The sequence below is a fragment of the Mammaliicoccus vitulinus genome, assembly GCF_029024305.1.
GTDB classification, from domain to species: Bacteria; Bacillota; Bacilli; order Staphylococcales; family Staphylococcaceae; genus Mammaliicoccus; species Mammaliicoccus vitulinus.
In genome coordinates this window covers 2,171,871-2,188,217 of the sequence record NZ_CP118974.1, presented here as the reverse complement: position 1 = coordinate 2,188,217, position 16,347 = coordinate 2,171,871, and the positions used below count along the sequence as shown (strand labels likewise).

Here is a 16,347-nt window from a genome sequence, read left to right as displayed (position 1 = left end):
ATAAATGCCTTTTTTTATAGGTTTTTTCTCTGGATGTGTATACTAAGATTATAAATATTAATCGGGGGTGCACCATGATTGAAATTCGACCAGTCAAAATACAAGATGCAAACGAACTTTTAGATTTGGATATTAGAAATAGAACGCTATTTGAAACCTATTCAGCAGCAGATCGTAAAAATGCAGACTACCAACTATATAATTATAGAAAAAATATAGATAAACAATTACAAGATATGAAAAACGATGACGGGTACCATTACGTTATTGTTCAAATTGAAGAAAATAAAATAATCGGTACAATCGATTTGTTCGCAGTCGTAAGACATAATATCCAAAGTTGCATGATGGGGTATGCATTAGACCAAGCATATAATGGCAAAGGTATTACCACATACGCAGCAAAAGAAGTTATCAAAATTGCATTTAATGAGTTAGGATTTCATAGAGTTGAAGCAGGCGTGCAACCAACAAACATAGGGTCGGTTAAAGTATTAGAAAAAGCAGGTATGATAAGAGAAGGCTTAAACAGAGCAAATGTAAGAATCAATGGAGAATGGAAAGATCATTACTTATATGCAATTGTGAATGAAAACTTTTAAGGAGCTAGAGCGTTATGGAGATTGTGTTGTTAGGACTAATTATTTATATAGGGTTAATGATATTTTCAAAGCAACTCATTTTAAATAAGAAATTTATACTTATTCACTTTATGTTTGTATTAATTTTTATTTGTTTTAGCCAGGTACCAATTATTTATTTCGAAAAGTTACATGGATATTTGAATGTATTTGCACTGGTAATAGGTTTGTTATTTATTTTAATAATGTGCTTATCTATGTTTCTACAAGTAATTTGTGATATTTTATATGCCACACAATTATTAAATGATGAAATAGTGGATAAAATATTTAAAATTGTATCAGGTCCATTAGAAATAATGAGTAATATAATGAAATCAATTTGGTTATTGAGCTTAGGATTATTGTTCGTTCAAAATCAAAATTATATCATGGGAACAATTACTTTATTATGGGGATTATTAGTTATTTATTATATGAACATTTTAATATATTATGTAAGCAAACAAAGAAAAGGCATCAAGCCCAATGTTATATTTATTAATATAGAAACATTTGTACTCTTTGTGATTCTTTTTATAGGAATATTAGTGTTATAAAATGATCGGTCTGAAATACATAGTGTCTTCGTTTGATTTACCCAGAATTTATCAAGTCAGTGCCCACATGATAAATAGAGCCATTGAATTTATCAAGTCAGGTTCTACATGATAAATAGAGCTGTTGAATTTATCAAGTCAGGCTCCACATGATAAATAGAGCCGTTGAATTTATCAAGTCATGGCTCACATGATAAATAGAGCTGTGGAATTTATCAAGTCAGTGTCCACATGATAAATAGAGCCATTGAATTTATCAAGTCGCGGTCCACATGATAAATAGCAAAAAGATGACTGGGACATTAACATACTAGATTAACGTGAAAGAGCGTAAATCCTTAAATAAATAGGAATTTACGCTCTTTTTCTTATACTGGTAGCCATTAAAGCTAAAACAATTTATGTATTTTAGAATTTACCGGAGTCGCACGATATCTTCTGAGTCTTGGTGCGCTTTATCAGAAGAGCTCATTGAACACTGTAACCCTAATTTCGCTTGGATTATCCTCCACGATTTTGTAAAGTGCTGACGCCCGGGGGAATAGTATGAGTGAGAGACTACAGGCTCGAACCATACCCCCAGGCAAGCATGCACTTTCAAAATCGTAAGATTTTTTTGGCTATAAAGCCTGAAATACTACCTTGTATCGGGTTGATCTATTTTTCGATGATGGTCTATATACAGTCCTAATGGTGTGAGTATGAATGAAATTATAATATAAGCCCAATTGAATATATGAATTTTAGGTCCTAGTTGTAAATAGAATCCTGGTAAATAAAAGGCTAATATCGTTAGTACGAGCACTCCACATATTAAAATGTTTGTTATGAGTGTCGTCCAATTAGATTCGCTGTATATCCTTATTTGTACTACTTTGAATATCATCCATATAAAAATAAATATCATCGTAAAGCCTGTTATAAATGTTATGAGAAATGTATATAGATAGGTGTATTCTATTTGGGTAAAGAATCCTGTAAATCCTCTTATAAATGAAAATATGCCTAACAATATTAATATATGTAATCCTATAAATTTAAAGATATTTTGGAATGTGCGGTTAGGCATGTTTTTGATTAAGTTATCTGCATGTTGTTTTGGGTTATGATCAAAGAACTCCATTGCATGCATGCCATCTTTTTCTGCGCTTAGTAAATGGTTCAAAATGTTTAGTAACATTTTTTCTGAATCATATTCGTTAATACTTAAGTTGGCGCGTACGTATGTTATGTAATTTTCGTAGACTTCTCTGTCGTGACTATTCAGTCTTAAACGTTTTACATTGTTCTCAATTATAAGGTCGCGTGTTGATTTTTTCATCAGCGTTATCCTTTCTTTGTTCATTAAATTCATTTTAACAAGTATTTTATAATAAAACATTACTAATTTGAGGTTCATCCTTTTTACAGATGATTAATTTTCCGATATTATTAAATATGACAGGTGGTGAACTCTTGGAGATCATGACATTATTTATTGTATTTTTAGTAGGTATTTTTGCTGGAACGATTAACATTGTTTCGGCTGGTGGATCTTTAATTGTGCTACCATTACTCATATTTTTTGGATTACCTACTACAGTTGCGAACGCTTCGAATAGGGTTGCCATATTAGTTCAAAACGTAATAGGGTTATATGTATTTTACATAAAAGGAATGCGCAATGTGAAGTTAAGTCTTATGTTGAGTATACCTGCTATTATTGGATCTTTTATTGGTGTGCATTATGCAATTAATCTCCCAGATGCTATTTTCAACCGCATGTTAGGTATTATTATGCTTCTCGTTTTAATCGTTATGATTGTTCCAACAAGATGGAAAGATGCTAGTAAACAAACTGAAAAACTATCTACTTTTAGAATAGTTCTTCTAATAATTGTATTTCTAGCGCTAGGTATATACGGTGGTGTAGTTCAAGCTGCTGTAGGTTTTTTATTTATTATCGCTTTAAATTTAATTATACCTAAATTAAATTATGCCGAAGTTCAGTGCATGAAGACTTTGGTAATAACGATTTACTTATCTTTATCCACTTTTGTATTTATTTTTCAAGGTTATGTTAATTGGCCATTTGCAATTAGTTTGGCACTAGGTTCAGGTTTAGGTGGTTTTATTGGCGGTCGTTTGACGGTTTCGTTACCTGAAAAGAAATTAAAAATCATTATGTTTATCATTATATTTATTTTGGCAATTAAATTATTAATCGATAATAATTAGGTGGGTAGAATAATGTTTGAAACGAAATGTATAAAAGATGATGCGAATATTTATAAAGTAAGCCAAATGGCTGCTGAATCTTTTAAAGATGAAAAACAAAGTATGAAACTGGCTATAACGCTAGAATATGAGGCTATCAAGCGTTCACTTGAACATGAGAAAAGTGTATTAATTGGTGCTTTTATGCAAGGTGATTGTGTTGGTTTTATATGGGCTAAATTTGATGATAAGGATAAAGAAGTTAAAATTTATAATCTTCTTGTCATTGAAAGTAATAGAAAGAAAGGTATCGCTAAAAAATTAAAGCAAGAGATAGAAATGTGGGCACAACAAATGGGTGCATATACCATAGTTTCAACTGTCCATGCTCACAATAAAAATATGATTCATATTAATGAATCGATGGACTATGAAGTTGAAAAAATTATTATGCGTAAAAAGTTATTTTAAATAGAAGAGAGGAATTCTATGGCCATATTTGAAGGGTTCTTATGGTTCATTATGGGAATTATCCTAAGTTCAATTATCCACCATTACATTTCTAAAATTCCTTTAAGTTTTGTTCAGATTATTATCGGGTTTGTTATTTTCTTATCTCCGATACCGGTTGAATTAAACTTTGAATCTGAAGTGTTTATGGTTGGTATTATTGCACCACTATTATTTTTAGAAGGTATTTCAGTTTCACGTGTCCATTTGGCTAGGTATTTAAAGCCAGTTATGTCTATGGCGCTTGTACTTGTATTTACAACAGTTCTCGGAGTTGGATTCTTATTACATTTAGTTTGGCCTGAACTACCACTAGCGGCATGTTTTGCTATTGGTGCAATTGTTTCTCCAACTGATGCAGTAGCAGTTCAAGCGATTGCAAAAGGAAAATTATTACCAAAAGGTTCCATGACAATTCTAGGAGGAGAGTCTTTATTAAATGATGCTGCAGGTATCTTATCATTTAAGATTGCATTAGCAGCATTAGTAGGCGGATCTTTCTCATTATCTGGAGCGGTTGGTCAATTTCTTATCACTGCAGTCGGAGGCGCAATTGTTGGGCTCATATTCGGTTATGGAGTAGTTCAACTACGCGTTTATCTAACTAAAAATGGTGTTAATAATGGAAATATGTTGACGTTTATACAGGTGATCACGCCGTTCTTAGTATATATCGTCGCAGAAACTTTCCATTCATCAGGTATTATTGCTGCTGTTATCGCTGGATTAATTCATGGTGTTGAAAAGGATAGAATTGCCCAAGCAACTACAAAAGAACAAGTTACTTATAATCATACTTGGGATTTATTAAGTTACTTATTAAATGGATTTGTATTTATTTTATTAGGTTTCTTAATACCAGAAGTTATGTTTAATATATTAAAAGAACCACAACATGAAGTCGTTCACGTTATTGGCATGACGCTTTTTGTAGCCGCATTAGTTTATATATTTAGGTATATTTGGGTGCTTATTTCATACCCATATTTCTACTTACCTGAGAGTAGATTTTCAAAAATGTTAAATAGCGGTAAAGACATAGCGCCTCAATCTCAAATTGATAAACCGAATCGCTTTAAATATGCATTTATTATGACCATATGTGGCGTTCACGGTACGATTTCATTGGCTATCGCTTTAATGTTACCGTTTAAATTATCAGAGCATACAAATTTTCTTTATAGAGATCATTTGCTCTTTATTGCTACTGGTGTAATTTTAATCAGTTTAGTATTGGCTCAAATTGTATTACCGTTTGTAACGCCTAAAGCTAAGCCTAAAGATCAAAGCTTATTAACATTTAATGCAGCTAAAATATTGCTCATAGAAGGTGCATTAGAGTATTTACAAGAATTTTATAGTAAAGAAACAAGCTATATTTATGGGAAAATTACGCGTAGCTATCATATGCAACTGTCATTTTTAAGAGAAAGTGACGAAAAAGATGAAGATATTAAAGAACTAGAACGCATGCAAAGAATCGCGATCGATACAGAATTCAAAACGTTAGATAAGTTAATTAGCGACAATAAAATTTCACAAAGTACATTTGATAATTACAGACAAATTACAGAACGTTCAACAACCTTTAAGAATGCATCATTGTATACGAAAGGGAAACTTATGTTGAAGTTGTTTGTTCGACGTAGAAGAATTAAAACATTCGTCAATGCGACAAGTTCACTTACTATTGAAGCAAACTTAAAAGAAATGAGATTTATTACTAAAGAAGTGCATTTCCAAGTTGTGAAGAGATTAACTGAAGAAATGAATGATGATAATGCATTTGAAATGAGCATTGTATGTGATTCTTATTTAAATAAAGTTGAAAGATTAACACCTGACTATTTCAAAGGTAATCATACAGCTGTATATACAGAAATGGAGATTTACGCTTTAAGAATGCAAAGAGAAATGATTAATCAATTAACTGAAGAAGGTAAAATTAGCCGTTCTATGGCTTTAAAATTAAGAGAGTCTGTCAATTATGATGAAATGATTGTGCTAGGAAATAGCATCTAGTTTGTTTTCAATAGATAGCTTACATGTTGTGTGGTAAAATATTTAAGACTATATATGGGAGGCGACACCTATGAAGAAAGTACTTTTACTTATGGTGAGCTCATCAATTATTTTAGCAGCATGTGGCAATGATGATGATGAACAGCAAAATTTAAAACAAGAAATTAAATCTTTAGAACAATCATCTAAAGATTATCAACAAGATAAAAAGTCTTTAGAAAAAGAAAATGAAAAATTAAAAGACAGTATTAAAGATAAAGAAAAAGAACTTAAAAAACTTGAAGATGAAGTAAAAGAAAATCAATCTGATACTGAAACATCAAAAAGTGAAAAAGAAGAAACTAAAAATAAAAAAGAAACTTCAAGTTCTGAAAGTAACGTGCAATCAGCAAAAAAGCCTTTTCCTAATACAATTCGAACATCAACAAATGGTGATGTAGAACTTGTAAATGACATTGATAACAAACATTTTCAATTTGAAGATAGTGGTATAAAAGTTACAATCGATCATTTACAAATTTTCCAAGTGAATAATATGCCAGAAGGTCAAGTGCTGCTTTTCAATGGTGCTAAAGATGGCTATGTTGTCATGTATGAAGTGATGACTGAAAATACAACAAAAGAAAAGTTGTATTATGACAATGCTGCATCGATTCAAGAAGGAGAGCATAAACAACGTTCTGACTATGCTTCATTTATACCAGATTCACACAATGAAAAATATATGAAAAAATCTAAAGAGAATACGGATGAGTACCAACCAGGTGAAAAAACGAAAAGTTTAAAATCTATTCCGATATCTCAAAAAGCTTATAAAGCAATTAAAGATCATACCGCAACATTTAACATTCATGGTGGCGTGAGTAAGACATCTACATATGATGGCGCTACTGATAAAGTTAAATCTTTTAAATTGAATATATAGTCGCGTTTAGATTGAATTGTATTAGGGAATAAACTATAAAGGATTAATTGAAAAGAGGGATGTCATCGTGCATGAAAAAGATTTTGTTTTGATTGAAGGAAAAAAATTAACATTATTAGAACTAGGGCATGAAATCGAAACGATCACTGGTCGTACATTACAGTCAACAACAGGTGAAGTGAGAAGTTGGCCATCTGAAGCTGTTGTTTTCAATCGCAAATCAAACATCAATCAAGTAACATATCGTTTTAATGATGTTAATGATTTAATTGATGCAACGATTGAAGTTCCTAGAGGATTTAAAAACTATGATACAGATCCTGTAACAATTAAATTGCTGACATATATTAGAAGAACGTAAAATATCAATAAAACCTCTAACATGACGTGTTGTTAGAGGTTTATTTTATACATAAGGAGATTATCATGAAATCGAAACTTATCTTGATTAGTTTAATAGGACTATTAGCGTTTGTAATAGTTGGGTGCTCGAATAATGCGAGTGAAAAAGAAGGGAAAGATGGAAAAGTCGTGTTATCACCAAACAGTGATGAAATAAAAGGGAAAGTACTTTTTGATAGTAGTCATGGTCAAACGGCTGGCAGTGCAGACTGGGTCGTTAACGGTGGCTTTTCTGACTTTGCAGAAGCATTGACGAAAGAAAATTATGAAGTAACAGATTTAGGATTTCATCAATTGTTAGAATACGATACGATGAAAAAATATGACCTTGTTGTCATACCTGAATCCAATAACCCACTTAAAGCAAGTGAACAACAAGCGATTGAGAAATATGTAAAATCAGGTGGTAGTACGTTGATGATTAGTGATCATTATAATGCTGACCGCAACTTTAATCGATGGGATTCATCTGAAGTTATGAATGGTTATAGAAGAGGGGCTTATGATAATCCTACAAAAGGTATGACATCTGAAGAAAGTAATTCTGAAAAAATGCAAGATGTCGAAAGTAGAGACTTTTTAAATGATGTCTTTGGTTTAAGATTTAGATATAATGCACTTGGAAATATTAAAGTAGACGATTTAGCCAATGATAAAGATAGCTTTGGCATTACTCAAGGTGTCAATGCAGTGTCGATGCATGCAGGATCTACGATGGCAATTACAGATCCTAATAAAGCAAAAGGTATAGCATTTGTTCCAAAATTATCGAAAGATGATGAGTGGAATCATGCCGTCGACCAAGGTATATATAATGGTGGCGGAAAAAGTGAAGGTCCTTATATCGCGATTAGTAAAGTAGATGAAGGTAAAGGTGCATTTATAGGAGATTCCTCAATGGTAGAAGATAAATCTCCAAAATATAAACGAGAAGACAACGGTGAAACGAAGAAAACATATGACGGATTTAAAGAAGAAGATAACCAAAAAATGAACATGCAAATTGTTGAATGGTTGAATAAGAAAGAAAGCGATAAAGATTTTTCTTCAATGGGCATACAACTTGATGAACAGACCCCTTTATTAAATTTTGAAGAACCAAAAAACAGTAGTGAAGTTGAAAAAGAACCTTGGGGTACACCAAAGCAAGGTTATAAATGGTATGATGCTTCCACATATGCCTCAGGAAGTTATGGTGCTACTGATACTGAGACGAGCAATGAATCCGAAACGGAATCGAGCAAAGATAATGAAGGTAGTGAAGGTTCGACAGGAAGTAGTAGCAATAAACAAAGTAACCAAAGTGAATTCGATATGCCAACTTCTGTACAAAGACAACAGAAATTTGAAATAACTGTCCACGTAGACGAATCACAATTAGTAAATCAAAAATTCCAGTTATCAATTAAGAATAAAGACGGACAAGAAGTCGGCATGTTTAACGGTCAAGCACCAGGTGTGTCTGAATCCGTTAATCCAAAAATTAATAATGGCGTAACAGATTGGTATTTCAAAACTAAAATAGCCAATGAAGCCGATAATAATGTAGATGTAGAAGTATTATCAGGCGGAAATGTAATTGCTAAAACAACGATGAATGTAGAATAAATAGTGCCCGTGAATTTATCAAGTCGAGGGCCACATGATAAATAGAGCCGTTGAATTTATCAAGTGAAGGTCCACATGATAAATAGAGGCCGTGAAATTATCAAGTGAAGGTCCACATGATAAATAGAGGCCGTGAAATTATCAAGTCAGGCCCCACATGATAAATAGGACCGTTGAATTTATCAAGTCAGGCTCCACATGATAAATAGACCCGTTGATATTATCAAGTGAAGGTCCACATGATAAATAGAGGCCGTGAAATTATCAAGTGAAGGTCCACATGATAAATAGAGGCCGTGAAATTATCAAGTCAGGCCCCACATGATAAATAGGACCGTTGAATTTATCAAGTCAGGCTCCACATGATAAATAGACCCGTTGATATTATCAAGTCAGGCTTCACATGATAAATAGAGCCTATGAATTTATCAAGTCAGGCTTCACATGATAAATAGAGTCGTTGAAATTATCAAGTCAAGCTCCACATGATAAATAGCAAAAAGATGACTAGGACATTAATATCCTAGATTAATGAGAAAGAGCGTAAATTCTTAAATAAATATGAATTTACGCTCTTTTTCTTATATTGGTAGCCATTAAAGCTAAACCAATTTATGTATTTTAGATTTTACCAGAATCGCACGATATCTTCTGAGTCTTGGTGCGATTTATCCAGATTTTACCAGAATCGCACGATATCTTCTGAGTCTTGGTGCGATTTATCCAGATTTTACCAGAATCGCACGATATCTTCTGAGTCTTGGTGCGATTTATCCAGATTTTACCAGAATCGCACGATATCTTCTGAGTCTTGGTGCGATTTATCCAGATTTTACCAGAATCGCACGATATCTTCTGAGTCTTGGTGCGATTTATCCAGATTTTACCAGAATCGCACGATATCTTCTGAGTCTTGGTGCGTTTTCCCCATATTTTACCAAAATCGCACGATATCTTTTGAGTCTTCGTGCGTTTCACCCATATTTTACCAGAATCGCACGATATCTCTTAGGTCTTCGTGCGCTTTATCCATAGCGCTTATTGAACACTGTAACCCTAATATCGCTTGGACTATTCTCCACGATTTTGCAAAGTGCTGACGCCCGGGGGAATAGTATGCCGCGCGCGACTACAGGCTCGAGCCATACCCCCAGGCAAGCATGCACTTTCAAAATCGTAAGATTTTAAAATATAAAATTATTAAACTAGATGCACCAATTGTATAATATTATTTGTAACTTTTTCTGTAACTTTATATCATTATTATAAAATGCTTTTTAGTTGATGAAAGCGCTCCCCTAGATTAAAATTAATATGTAATCAATTTAAGGGAGGCGTTTTAAAATGGCTTTTGAATATCCAACTGCAACAAATGCAAAATACAAAGTAAAAGATAAGTATCAAAACTTTATTGGTGGTAAATGGGTTGATCCTAAAAATGGTGAGTATTTTGATAATGGATCACCAGTTACTGGTGAAGTTTATGCTAAAATTCCGCGTTCAACTAAAGAAGATGTAGATGAAGCGGTAAAAGCTGCGCATAAAGCACAAGTTGAGTGGGCTAAAAAATCTCCAGCTGAACATTCGCAATTACTCTTAGATATAGCAGACCGTGTAGAAGCGCATTTAGAAGAATTAGCTGTTATTGAAACATTTGATAATGGGAAACCTATTAGAGAATGTTTAGCAGCAGATTTACCATTAGTAGTAGATCACTTTAGATATTTTGCTGGTGTCGTAAGAGCTGAGGAAGGATCTATTTCACAAATTGATAATGATACAGTGGCTTATCATTTTAAAGAACCTATCGGCGTGGTAGGTCAAATTATTCCGTGGAACTTCCCATTATTAATGGCAACATGGAAATTGGCACCTGCAATCGTAACAGGTAATGCTGTTGTGCTTAAACCAGCTGAACAAACTCCAGTATCTATTCTGCATTTTATTGAATTAATTGCAGATTTATTACCAGAAGGATTAATTAACGTCGTAAATGGTTTTGGTGCAGAAGCTGGACAAGCTTTAGCTACTCATGAAGATATTAACAAAGTAGCATTTACTGGTGAAACAACGACTGGTCGTATCATCATGCAAAATGCGAGTCAAAACTTAATTCCAGTAACGTTAGAATTAGGTGGGAAATCACCAAATATCTTCTTCAAAGACATTATGGATGAAGACGATGACTTCTTAGACAAAGCTGTCGAAGGGTTAGTCATGTTCGCACTGAACCAAGGTGAAGTTTGTACATGTCCATCTAGAGCGTTAGTTCATGAAGATATTTTCGATAAATTTATTGAAAAATGTATAGAGCGTGTTAAACAAATCAAAACAGGTAACCCACTAGATCCTGAAACAATGCTTGGTGCACAAACTTCTCAAGAACAAGCTGAGAAAATTAAAAGTTATCTAGATATTGGTAAACAAGAAGGCGCTGAAGTATTAGTTGGTGGTAATGTGCGCAAAGAATCTGGAGAATTAGAAAATGGATTCTATATTGAACCAACAATCTTTAAAGGTACTCAAGATATGAGGATTTTCCAAGAAGAAATATTTGGACCTGTCTTATCATTAGCGACATTTAAAGATGATGATGAAGCTTTAGAAATGGCAAATGATACTTTATATGGATTAGGTGCAGGTATTTGGACGAGAAACCAAAATAAAGCTTATCGTTTTGGTAGAGGTATCCAAGCAGGTCGTGTATGGGTAAATAACTACCATACTTATCCAGCACACGCGGCATTCGGAGGATACAAAATGAGTGGTATTGGCCGTGAAAATCATAAAATGATGTTAGACCATTATCAACAAACTAAAAACTTACTCGTGAGTTATGACGAGAAGCCTGCAGGACTGTTCTAAATGACTGAGCAAGTCACTGCTACTGAAAAAGCCAGATCACTCATTAGAGATTTAAAAAAGACACATGGTGAAAATCTCATTTTTCATCAATCAGGTGGATGTTGTGATGGTAGCTCTCCGATGTTATTCGTTGAAGGAACATTGATTATTGGAGATGTAGATGTGAAACTAGGTGAAATTGAAGGTGTACCATTCTATATGAACAAGAAGCAATATGAATATTGGAAACATACTAATTTAGAGTTAGATGTTGTAGATGGAAAAGGCGGAATGTTTAGTATAGAAGGCCCAACTGGTAAAAGATTTCACATTAGAAGTTCAGTAAGATCATAATTTTTGAAAGGATGTGCTAAAATAATAGTACATCCTTTTTTAATATGATAAAGGTTGGGTGAAGTAAATGACTGAGTACATTGAAACAAAACGTTTAATACTAAGAAATTGGAAAGACGAGGATGTTGCTAAATTTCAAAGTATGAATGCAAATCCTGAAGTAAGAAGGTACTTTCCAGATATATTAAGTTACAGCGCAACAAAAAATATTATTGATCAAATGAAAGCAATTATTAACCAACATGAAATTGGTTTATTTGCTGTGGAGTTAAAAGAAACTAAGAGCTTTATTGGCATGGTAGGACTTAACTACATTCCTGAAGATAGTGAATTAACCTTCCCAGAGTTACCGTTTTATGAAATTGGGTGGCGTATAGATAAGGATGTTTGGGGTAATGGCTTAGCTACCGAAGCGGCAGAAGCTGTATTAACGTATGCAAAAGAAAAGGGCATCAATGAAGTTTATAGCTTTACGTCAGAAATTAATAAACCATCTAGAAGAGTTATGGAAAAATTAGAAATGGAACACATTAGAAATTTTTTGCATCCTAAAGTTATACATGACGAACATTTAGCAGCACATGTTTTATATCATAAAGTTTTATAAGGAGTCGATTATATGATTGTTATCAGTGCATGTTTAGTAGGCGAGCAAGTAAGGTATGACGGTAATCATAAATTAGATTTGTTTTATAAAAATTTAATTGATAACAAAAAAGCGATAAGCGTTTGTCCTGAGATATTAGGTGGACTTCAAGTACCGAGAGAACCAGCAGAAATTATTGGTGGAGACGGTTATGATGTTTGGAATGAACAAGCAAAAGTTGTCACAGTATCTGGTCAAGATGTTACACATCAGTTTAAAGAAGGTGCGAAAAGGGCACTTTCTATTATAAAAGATTTAGATGCGCAAACAGTGATTTTGAAAAGTGATAGCCCATCTTGTGGCTCTACAGTTATTTATGATGGAACATTTACGGGCAATAAAAAAGAAGGCGTCGGTGTAACGACAGCCCTCTTTAAATTAAATAACGTTGATGTATATGATGAAAAATCATTTCATGCTACTTTTGATAATCTCGAAGTTTAACAGGTTGAGCTTTTTTCATTGAATGGAATAATGTATCAATATCGTCTTCAATAATCGCTAAATTTTTATAATCTTTACTTACAAATTCAGTTGAAATTAAATGATCAATCATTGAACTTAAAGGATTGAAAAATTGTTTAATGTTTAAAGCGGCAATAGGTTTATGATGTAAACCTATTTGAGCCCATGTATATATTTCAAAAAACTCTTCTAATGAACCGGCTCCGCCCGGCAACATAATAAAAGCATCTGATATGTCAGATATCATTTGTTTTCTTTCATGCATCGTTTCAACAACGTGATATTCTGTTAAGCTATCATGTGCGATTTCACGATCCCCTAAAAATTTTGGCATAATACCTATGGCAATGCCGTCATGGTCTATTACACCATTCGCTAAAGCCCCCATCATTCCAGTTGAACCAGCACCATAAATTAATTCATAATGATTTTCTGCTAAATACTTACCTAAAGCATAAGCTTGCTCGGTATAGATAGGGTCGTTACCTTTGCTTGCACCACAAAATACAGCGATTCTTTTCATGTATATTACTCCTTTCGAATATGTAGTATAATAATAATGAGAGAATTCTAAATTCCATTCATAAAGATAGGAGGGGTTACCTGTGAATGTATTTCTAATGGTTGTACTTATCGTACTCATTTCAACTGCGGCTGGCCTTGTCAAAAACCATCAATCTAAAACAGTTAAAATTGAAAAAATTAAAGCACAAAGTGTTAAAGATGAGTTAGAGCTTGAAAAAATTAAACATGAAAATTATTTGCTAGAAACAGATAAAATGCGTCTAGAACTTGAACAAATGAAAGAAACTGATAAAGTCAATTTAGAAAAATCTAAAAATCAACTTATAGAATAAGACAATGTCACTTGCTGACATTGTCTTTTTTTATAAGCTGTAATAGAAATTCCGAAAAAACTTTATGGTCTTCTTGTGTCAGCTTTTTAGGACCTTTAGTTCTACCGCCTTGTTGTCTTACTTGTGCTGAGATATGCCTTTGCGTTAATAACTGTTCGATATTATTTGTTGTGTATGCATAACCTTTATGGTGTATGACATGCTGTGCTTTATTTAATAAAAGGCTCGCAAGTCCATAATCTTGTGTGACAACAATATCATCAGGTTTTGTAAGTTTAACAATTCTAAAGTCAGCGCTATCCGCACCGTGATCAACATAAATGGTTGAAACGTAATCTGGATATTCAGTTAATGAAAAATGATTAACACTTCTTATAATAAGAACGGAGATGCTTGTATGTTGAGTGATACGAATGACATCATCCGTAACTGGACAAGCATCTCCATCTATAATGATTCGATTAATCATTTATTACGACGAGATCTTTTTTCAGATGTTGTATGTTCTGTTGTATGTTCATCATATGGGAATTGATTGATATGTTGAGACATAGACGCTTTATGTTGATTATACAATTTATGTTTGGCTGGTTCTTTTTTCTCATTTCTAACGCGTTCGTTTACTAATGCTTGAATGTTCGGCTTAGCTTGTTTTGAACTTACATCTTCTAAAGATTTCGTTTGTGTTGATTGCTGCTTGTTTTCTTTTTCTTTAAACTCATTGATTTCTTTAATACGCTTTTCTTTATTTTCAGCTTCTAATTTTTGTTCTTCTTGTTCGCGTGCTTCAATATTTTCTTGAAGTTTTTTATCTAATTTAGATACATCTTTTTCATTTTCTTTTTGAAGTTTTTCACCTTTTTTAGCTTGTTTTTCTTCAAGTTTTAGATAATGATTAAGTTCTTTAAGACGATCTTTTTGATTTTCTTTGCGTGCTTTTTCTTCTTCTTTTTGTCGTTCACTTATATTTTTTTGAAGTTTTTTATCTAAATGATCAATTTCTTTTTGTAATTGTTTTGCTTCTTTTTTCTCTTCTTTAAAAGGTTGTTTCATTTGTTTGTTATAGTCGTATAAGCGTTTCTTTTGTCCGACATAAGATATGACTGGTTGAGATTTTTCGGAAACTTTTTCTTTTGTTTCTATAGATTTATCTTTAACTTTATGAGAAAAATCAACTGTCGTTTCAGTAACGTGTTTAACATCTGGGTGTTCTTTAATTTTTTTACGTTCTTTAATTAATGGTACAAGTATTAATGGTAATGTATTGACGATTAGTTTAACTTTATCATTCATGAGTTATTCCTCCATATTAATTTCTATTGATATATCTTATTTTAATACCCTTTAACATCAACTTCAAACTGTCGGTTACAAGTATTAGCCGATGTTCTGACCGATACCGAATCCGAAGTAAGCAATTGCTATAACAATGACTAAGATGATTCGATAAATAGCAAATGGTATCAATTTAACGCGATTAATAAGTTTTAAGAATAATTTGATAGAAATAAGACCAAATATAAATGATGCAATGAATCCTACAATATAAAATGGAATTTGATCTAAAGTAATGAATTGTAAATTTCCTAATAATGCTTTTGCACTGGCAGCAAACATGATAGGAACAGCCATTATAAACGTAAAGTCAGATGCTGCTTTATGGTCTAATTTAAGAAATACACCTGTTGAAATAGTTGACCCTGAACGACTAAATCCTGGCCATAGTGCTATCGCTTGTGATAAACCAATTACAAATGCTTTTGGATAGTTCATAGCATCTACTTTATGTGGATTTGTAACACGTTTTGAGTAAATATCTGCACATATCATATATACAGCACCTAGTAGTAAACCAATTAACACGGTTGGAACACTAAATAAATGTTCTTCAATAAAGTCATCAAACAATAAGCCAAGTATACCTGCTGGGACTAAACCAACGATGATGTGTGATAATTTTAATCGATTTTTTTTCTGTTCATTTTCTTTAATATGTAACATTTCTATATATCGACTTCTAAATATCCATGCCGCTGCAAGAATAGATCCTAATTGCACGACAACTTTAAATGTAAATGCAGATTCGCTTCCGAGGAAGGCTTTAGATTTCAACCACATATCATCTACTAATATTTGATGGCCAGTAGATGAAACTGGTGCAAACTCTGTCAAGCCTTCTACAATACCTAATATAATCGCTTTAATTAATTCTAATATAAACATAATTTAGCTCCTCTAATTTTAAGAAAGTCTGTGGTTATCTATAGACAATCACTGTATCATTATTGTACCAAATATTACATAATAATATATAAATAAATGATAATACATTTTAGTT

17 protein-coding genes and 1 pseudogene are annotated in these 16,347 nt (G+C 32.8%); 13 read left to right on the top strand and 5 right to left on the bottom strand.

Annotation, left to right across the window (positions count from 1 at the left end; all coding sequences use genetic code 11):
• Positions 1 to 74 precede the first annotated feature (74 nt).
• Together PYW35_RS10960 and PYW35_RS10955 are read left to right on the top strand one after the other, a co-directional pair.
• A complete protein-coding gene (locus PYW35_RS10960) occupies positions 75 to 602 on the top strand; it encodes a GNAT family N-acetyltransferase (RefSeq protein ID WP_016912963.1) in 528 nt (175 codons plus the stop codon).
• Positions 603 to 838: 236 nt separating this feature from the next.
• Positions 839 to 1,180, top strand: coding sequence for a hypothetical protein (locus PYW35_RS10955; protein ID WP_142381067.1), 342 nt, complete (start codon positions 839 to 841; stop codon positions 1,178 to 1,180).
• 637 nt (positions 1,181 to 1,817) lie between these two features.
• Here the strand turns inward: PYW35_RS10955 and PYW35_RS10950 are convergent.
• The gene (locus PYW35_RS10950; protein WP_103323064.1) at positions 1,818 to 2,501 is read right to left on the bottom strand and encodes a DUF1129 family protein; all 684 of its coding nucleotides are present in this window, start codon (positions 2,499 to 2,501) and stop codon (positions 1,818 to 1,820) included.
• 143 nt (positions 2,502 to 2,644) lie between these two features.
• On the opposite strand from PYW35_RS10950, the gene PYW35_RS10945 reads away from it, so the two are divergent.
• The 10 genes from PYW35_RS10945 to PYW35_RS10900 all read left to right on the top strand — a co-directional run bounded on the left by PYW35_RS10945 (position 2,645) and on the right by PYW35_RS10900 (position 13,131).
• The gene (locus PYW35_RS10945) at positions 2,645 to 3,397 is read left to right on the top strand and encodes a sulfite exporter TauE/SafE family protein (protein WP_050997840.1); all 753 of its coding nucleotides are present in this window, start codon (positions 2,645 to 2,647) and stop codon (positions 3,395 to 3,397) included.
• A gap of 12 nt (positions 3,398 to 3,409) precedes the next feature.
• Complete coding sequence (locus PYW35_RS10940; RefSeq protein ID WP_103323014.1) at positions 3,410 to 3,847, top strand: GNAT family N-acetyltransferase; 438 nt, start codon at positions 3,410 to 3,412, stop codon at positions 3,845 to 3,847.
• Between the two features lie 18 nt (positions 3,848 to 3,865).
• Entirely contained in the window at positions 3,866 to 5,908 is a 2,043-nt protein-coding gene (locus PYW35_RS10935) for a cation:proton antiporter (protein WP_103323013.1), read from the top strand.
• Between the two features lie 70 nt (positions 5,909 to 5,978).
• On the top strand, positions 5,979 to 6,833 hold the full coding sequence (locus PYW35_RS10930; protein ID WP_103323012.1) for an SA0632 family lipoprotein: 855 nt from the start codon (positions 5,979 to 5,981) through the stop codon (positions 6,831 to 6,833).
• Positions 6,834 to 6,900: 67 nt separating this feature from the next.
• A complete protein-coding gene (locus tag PYW35_RS10925) occupies positions 6,901 to 7,194 on the top strand; it encodes a hypothetical protein (RefSeq protein WP_016912826.1) in 294 nt (97 codons plus the stop codon).
• Between the two features lie 65 nt (positions 7,195 to 7,259).
• Positions 7,260 to 8,843: a DNA-binding protein gene (locus tag PYW35_RS10920; protein ID WP_103323011.1), complete on the top strand. Its 1,584-nt coding sequence runs from the start codon at positions 7,260 to 7,262 to the stop codon at positions 8,841 to 8,843.
• A gap of 1,344 nt (positions 8,844 to 10,187) precedes the next feature.
• Positions 10,188 to 11,708 carry an acetaldehyde dehydrogenase ExaC gene (exaC, locus tag PYW35_RS10915; protein WP_016912922.1) on the top strand — a complete coding sequence of 507 codons (1,521 nt, stop codon included), beginning with the start codon at positions 10,188 to 10,190 and terminating at the stop codon, positions 11,706 to 11,708.
• Positions 11,709 to 12,041, top strand: a complete 333-nt coding sequence (locus PYW35_RS10910) for a DUF779 domain-containing protein (protein WP_016912921.1) — start codon at positions 11,709 to 11,711, stop codon at positions 12,039 to 12,041.
• Positions 12,042 to 12,108: 67 nt separating this feature from the next.
• Positions 12,109 to 12,648: a GNAT family N-acetyltransferase gene (locus tag PYW35_RS10905; protein ID WP_103322628.1), complete on the top strand. Its 540-nt coding sequence runs from the start codon at positions 12,109 to 12,111 to the stop codon at positions 12,646 to 12,648.
• 12 nt (positions 12,649 to 12,660) lie between these two features.
• On the top strand, positions 12,661 to 13,131 hold the full coding sequence (locus PYW35_RS10900; RefSeq protein WP_016912919.1) for a 2-thiouracil desulfurase family protein: 471 nt from the start codon (positions 12,661 to 12,663) through the stop codon (positions 13,129 to 13,131).
• On the opposite strand, the gene PYW35_RS10895 is transcribed toward PYW35_RS10900, so the two are convergent.
• A complete protein-coding gene (locus PYW35_RS10895) occupies positions 13,106 to 13,675 on the bottom strand; it encodes an LOG family protein (protein ID WP_103322627.1) in 570 nt (189 codons plus the stop codon). The two genes, PYW35_RS10900 and PYW35_RS10895, sit on opposite strands and share 26 nt — an antisense overlap.
• Before the next feature lie 82 nt (positions 13,676 to 13,757).
• On the opposite strand from PYW35_RS10895, the gene PYW35_RS10890 reads away from it, so the two are divergent.
• Complete coding sequence (locus tag PYW35_RS10890; RefSeq protein ID WP_016912917.1) at positions 13,758 to 14,009, top strand: hypothetical protein; 252 nt, start codon at positions 13,758 to 13,760, stop codon at positions 14,007 to 14,009.
• 7 nt (positions 14,010 to 14,016) lie between these two features.
• Here the strand turns inward: PYW35_RS10890 and PYW35_RS10885 are convergent, their stop codons facing one another.
• From PYW35_RS10885 to PYW35_RS10875, 3 genes and pseudogenes are all read right to left on the bottom strand, one after another.
• Positions 14,017 to 14,475 carry a YaiI/YqxD family protein gene (locus tag PYW35_RS10885; protein WP_236590388.1) on the bottom strand — a complete coding sequence of 153 codons (459 nt, stop codon included), beginning with the start codon at positions 14,473 to 14,475 and terminating at the stop codon, positions 14,017 to 14,019.
• Positions 14,476 to 14,708: 233 nt separating this feature from the next.
• Positions 14,709 to 15,302 (bottom strand): annotated as a pseudogene (locus PYW35_RS10880) (hypothetical protein); the annotation flags it as partial.
• An 84-nt stretch (positions 15,303 to 15,386) separates the two neighbouring features.
• The gene (locus tag PYW35_RS10875; RefSeq protein ID WP_016912914.1) at positions 15,387 to 16,232 is read right to left on the bottom strand and encodes an undecaprenyl-diphosphate phosphatase; all 846 of its coding nucleotides are present in this window, start codon (positions 16,230 to 16,232) and stop codon (positions 15,387 to 15,389) included.
• Positions 16,233 to 16,347 lie beyond the last annotated feature (115 nt).

What these genes read in the sequence shown, in the direction of transcription:
- PYW35_RS10960 (WP_016912963.1), top strand. Translation starts at nt 75, where the DNA reads ATGATTGAAATTCGACCAGTCAAAATACAAGATGCAAACGAACTTTTA.
- PYW35_RS10955 (WP_142381067.1), top strand. Translation starts at nt 839, where the DNA reads ATGTTTCTACAAGTAATTTGTGATATTTTATATGCCACACAATTATTA.
- PYW35_RS10950 (WP_103323064.1), bottom strand. Translation starts at nt 2,501, where the DNA reads ATGAAAAAATCAACACGCGACCTTATAATTGAGAACAATGTAAAACGT.
- PYW35_RS10945 (WP_050997840.1), top strand. Translation starts at nt 2,645, where the DNA reads ATGACATTATTTATTGTATTTTTAGTAGGTATTTTTGCTGGAACGATT.
- PYW35_RS10940 (WP_103323014.1), top strand. Translation starts at nt 3,410, where the DNA reads ATGTTTGAAACGAAATGTATAAAAGATGATGCGAATATTTATAAAGTA.
- PYW35_RS10935 (WP_103323013.1), top strand. Translation starts at nt 3,866, where the DNA reads ATGGCCATATTTGAAGGGTTCTTATGGTTCATTATGGGAATTATCCTA.
- PYW35_RS10930 (WP_103323012.1), top strand. Translation starts at nt 5,979, where the DNA reads ATGAAGAAAGTACTTTTACTTATGGTGAGCTCATCAATTATTTTAGCA.
- PYW35_RS10920 (WP_103323011.1), top strand. Translation starts at nt 7,260, where the DNA reads ATGAAATCGAAACTTATCTTGATTAGTTTAATAGGACTATTAGCGTTT.
- exaC (WP_016912922.1), top strand. Translation starts at nt 10,188, where the DNA reads ATGGCTTTTGAATATCCAACTGCAACAAATGCAAAATACAAAGTAAAA.
- PYW35_RS10910 (WP_016912921.1), top strand. Translation starts at nt 11,709, where the DNA reads ATGACTGAGCAAGTCACTGCTACTGAAAAAGCCAGATCACTCATTAGA.
- PYW35_RS10905 (WP_103322628.1), top strand. Translation starts at nt 12,109, where the DNA reads ATGACTGAGTACATTGAAACAAAACGTTTAATACTAAGAAATTGGAAA.
- PYW35_RS10900 (WP_016912919.1), top strand. Translation starts at nt 12,661, where the DNA reads ATGATTGTTATCAGTGCATGTTTAGTAGGCGAGCAAGTAAGGTATGAC.
- PYW35_RS10895 (WP_103322627.1), bottom strand. Translation starts at nt 13,675, where the DNA reads ATGAAAAGAATCGCTGTATTTTGTGGTGCAAGCAAAGGTAACGACCCT.
- PYW35_RS10875 (WP_016912914.1), bottom strand. Translation starts at nt 16,232, where the DNA reads ATGTTTATATTAGAATTAATTAAAGCGATTATATTAGGTATTGTAGAA.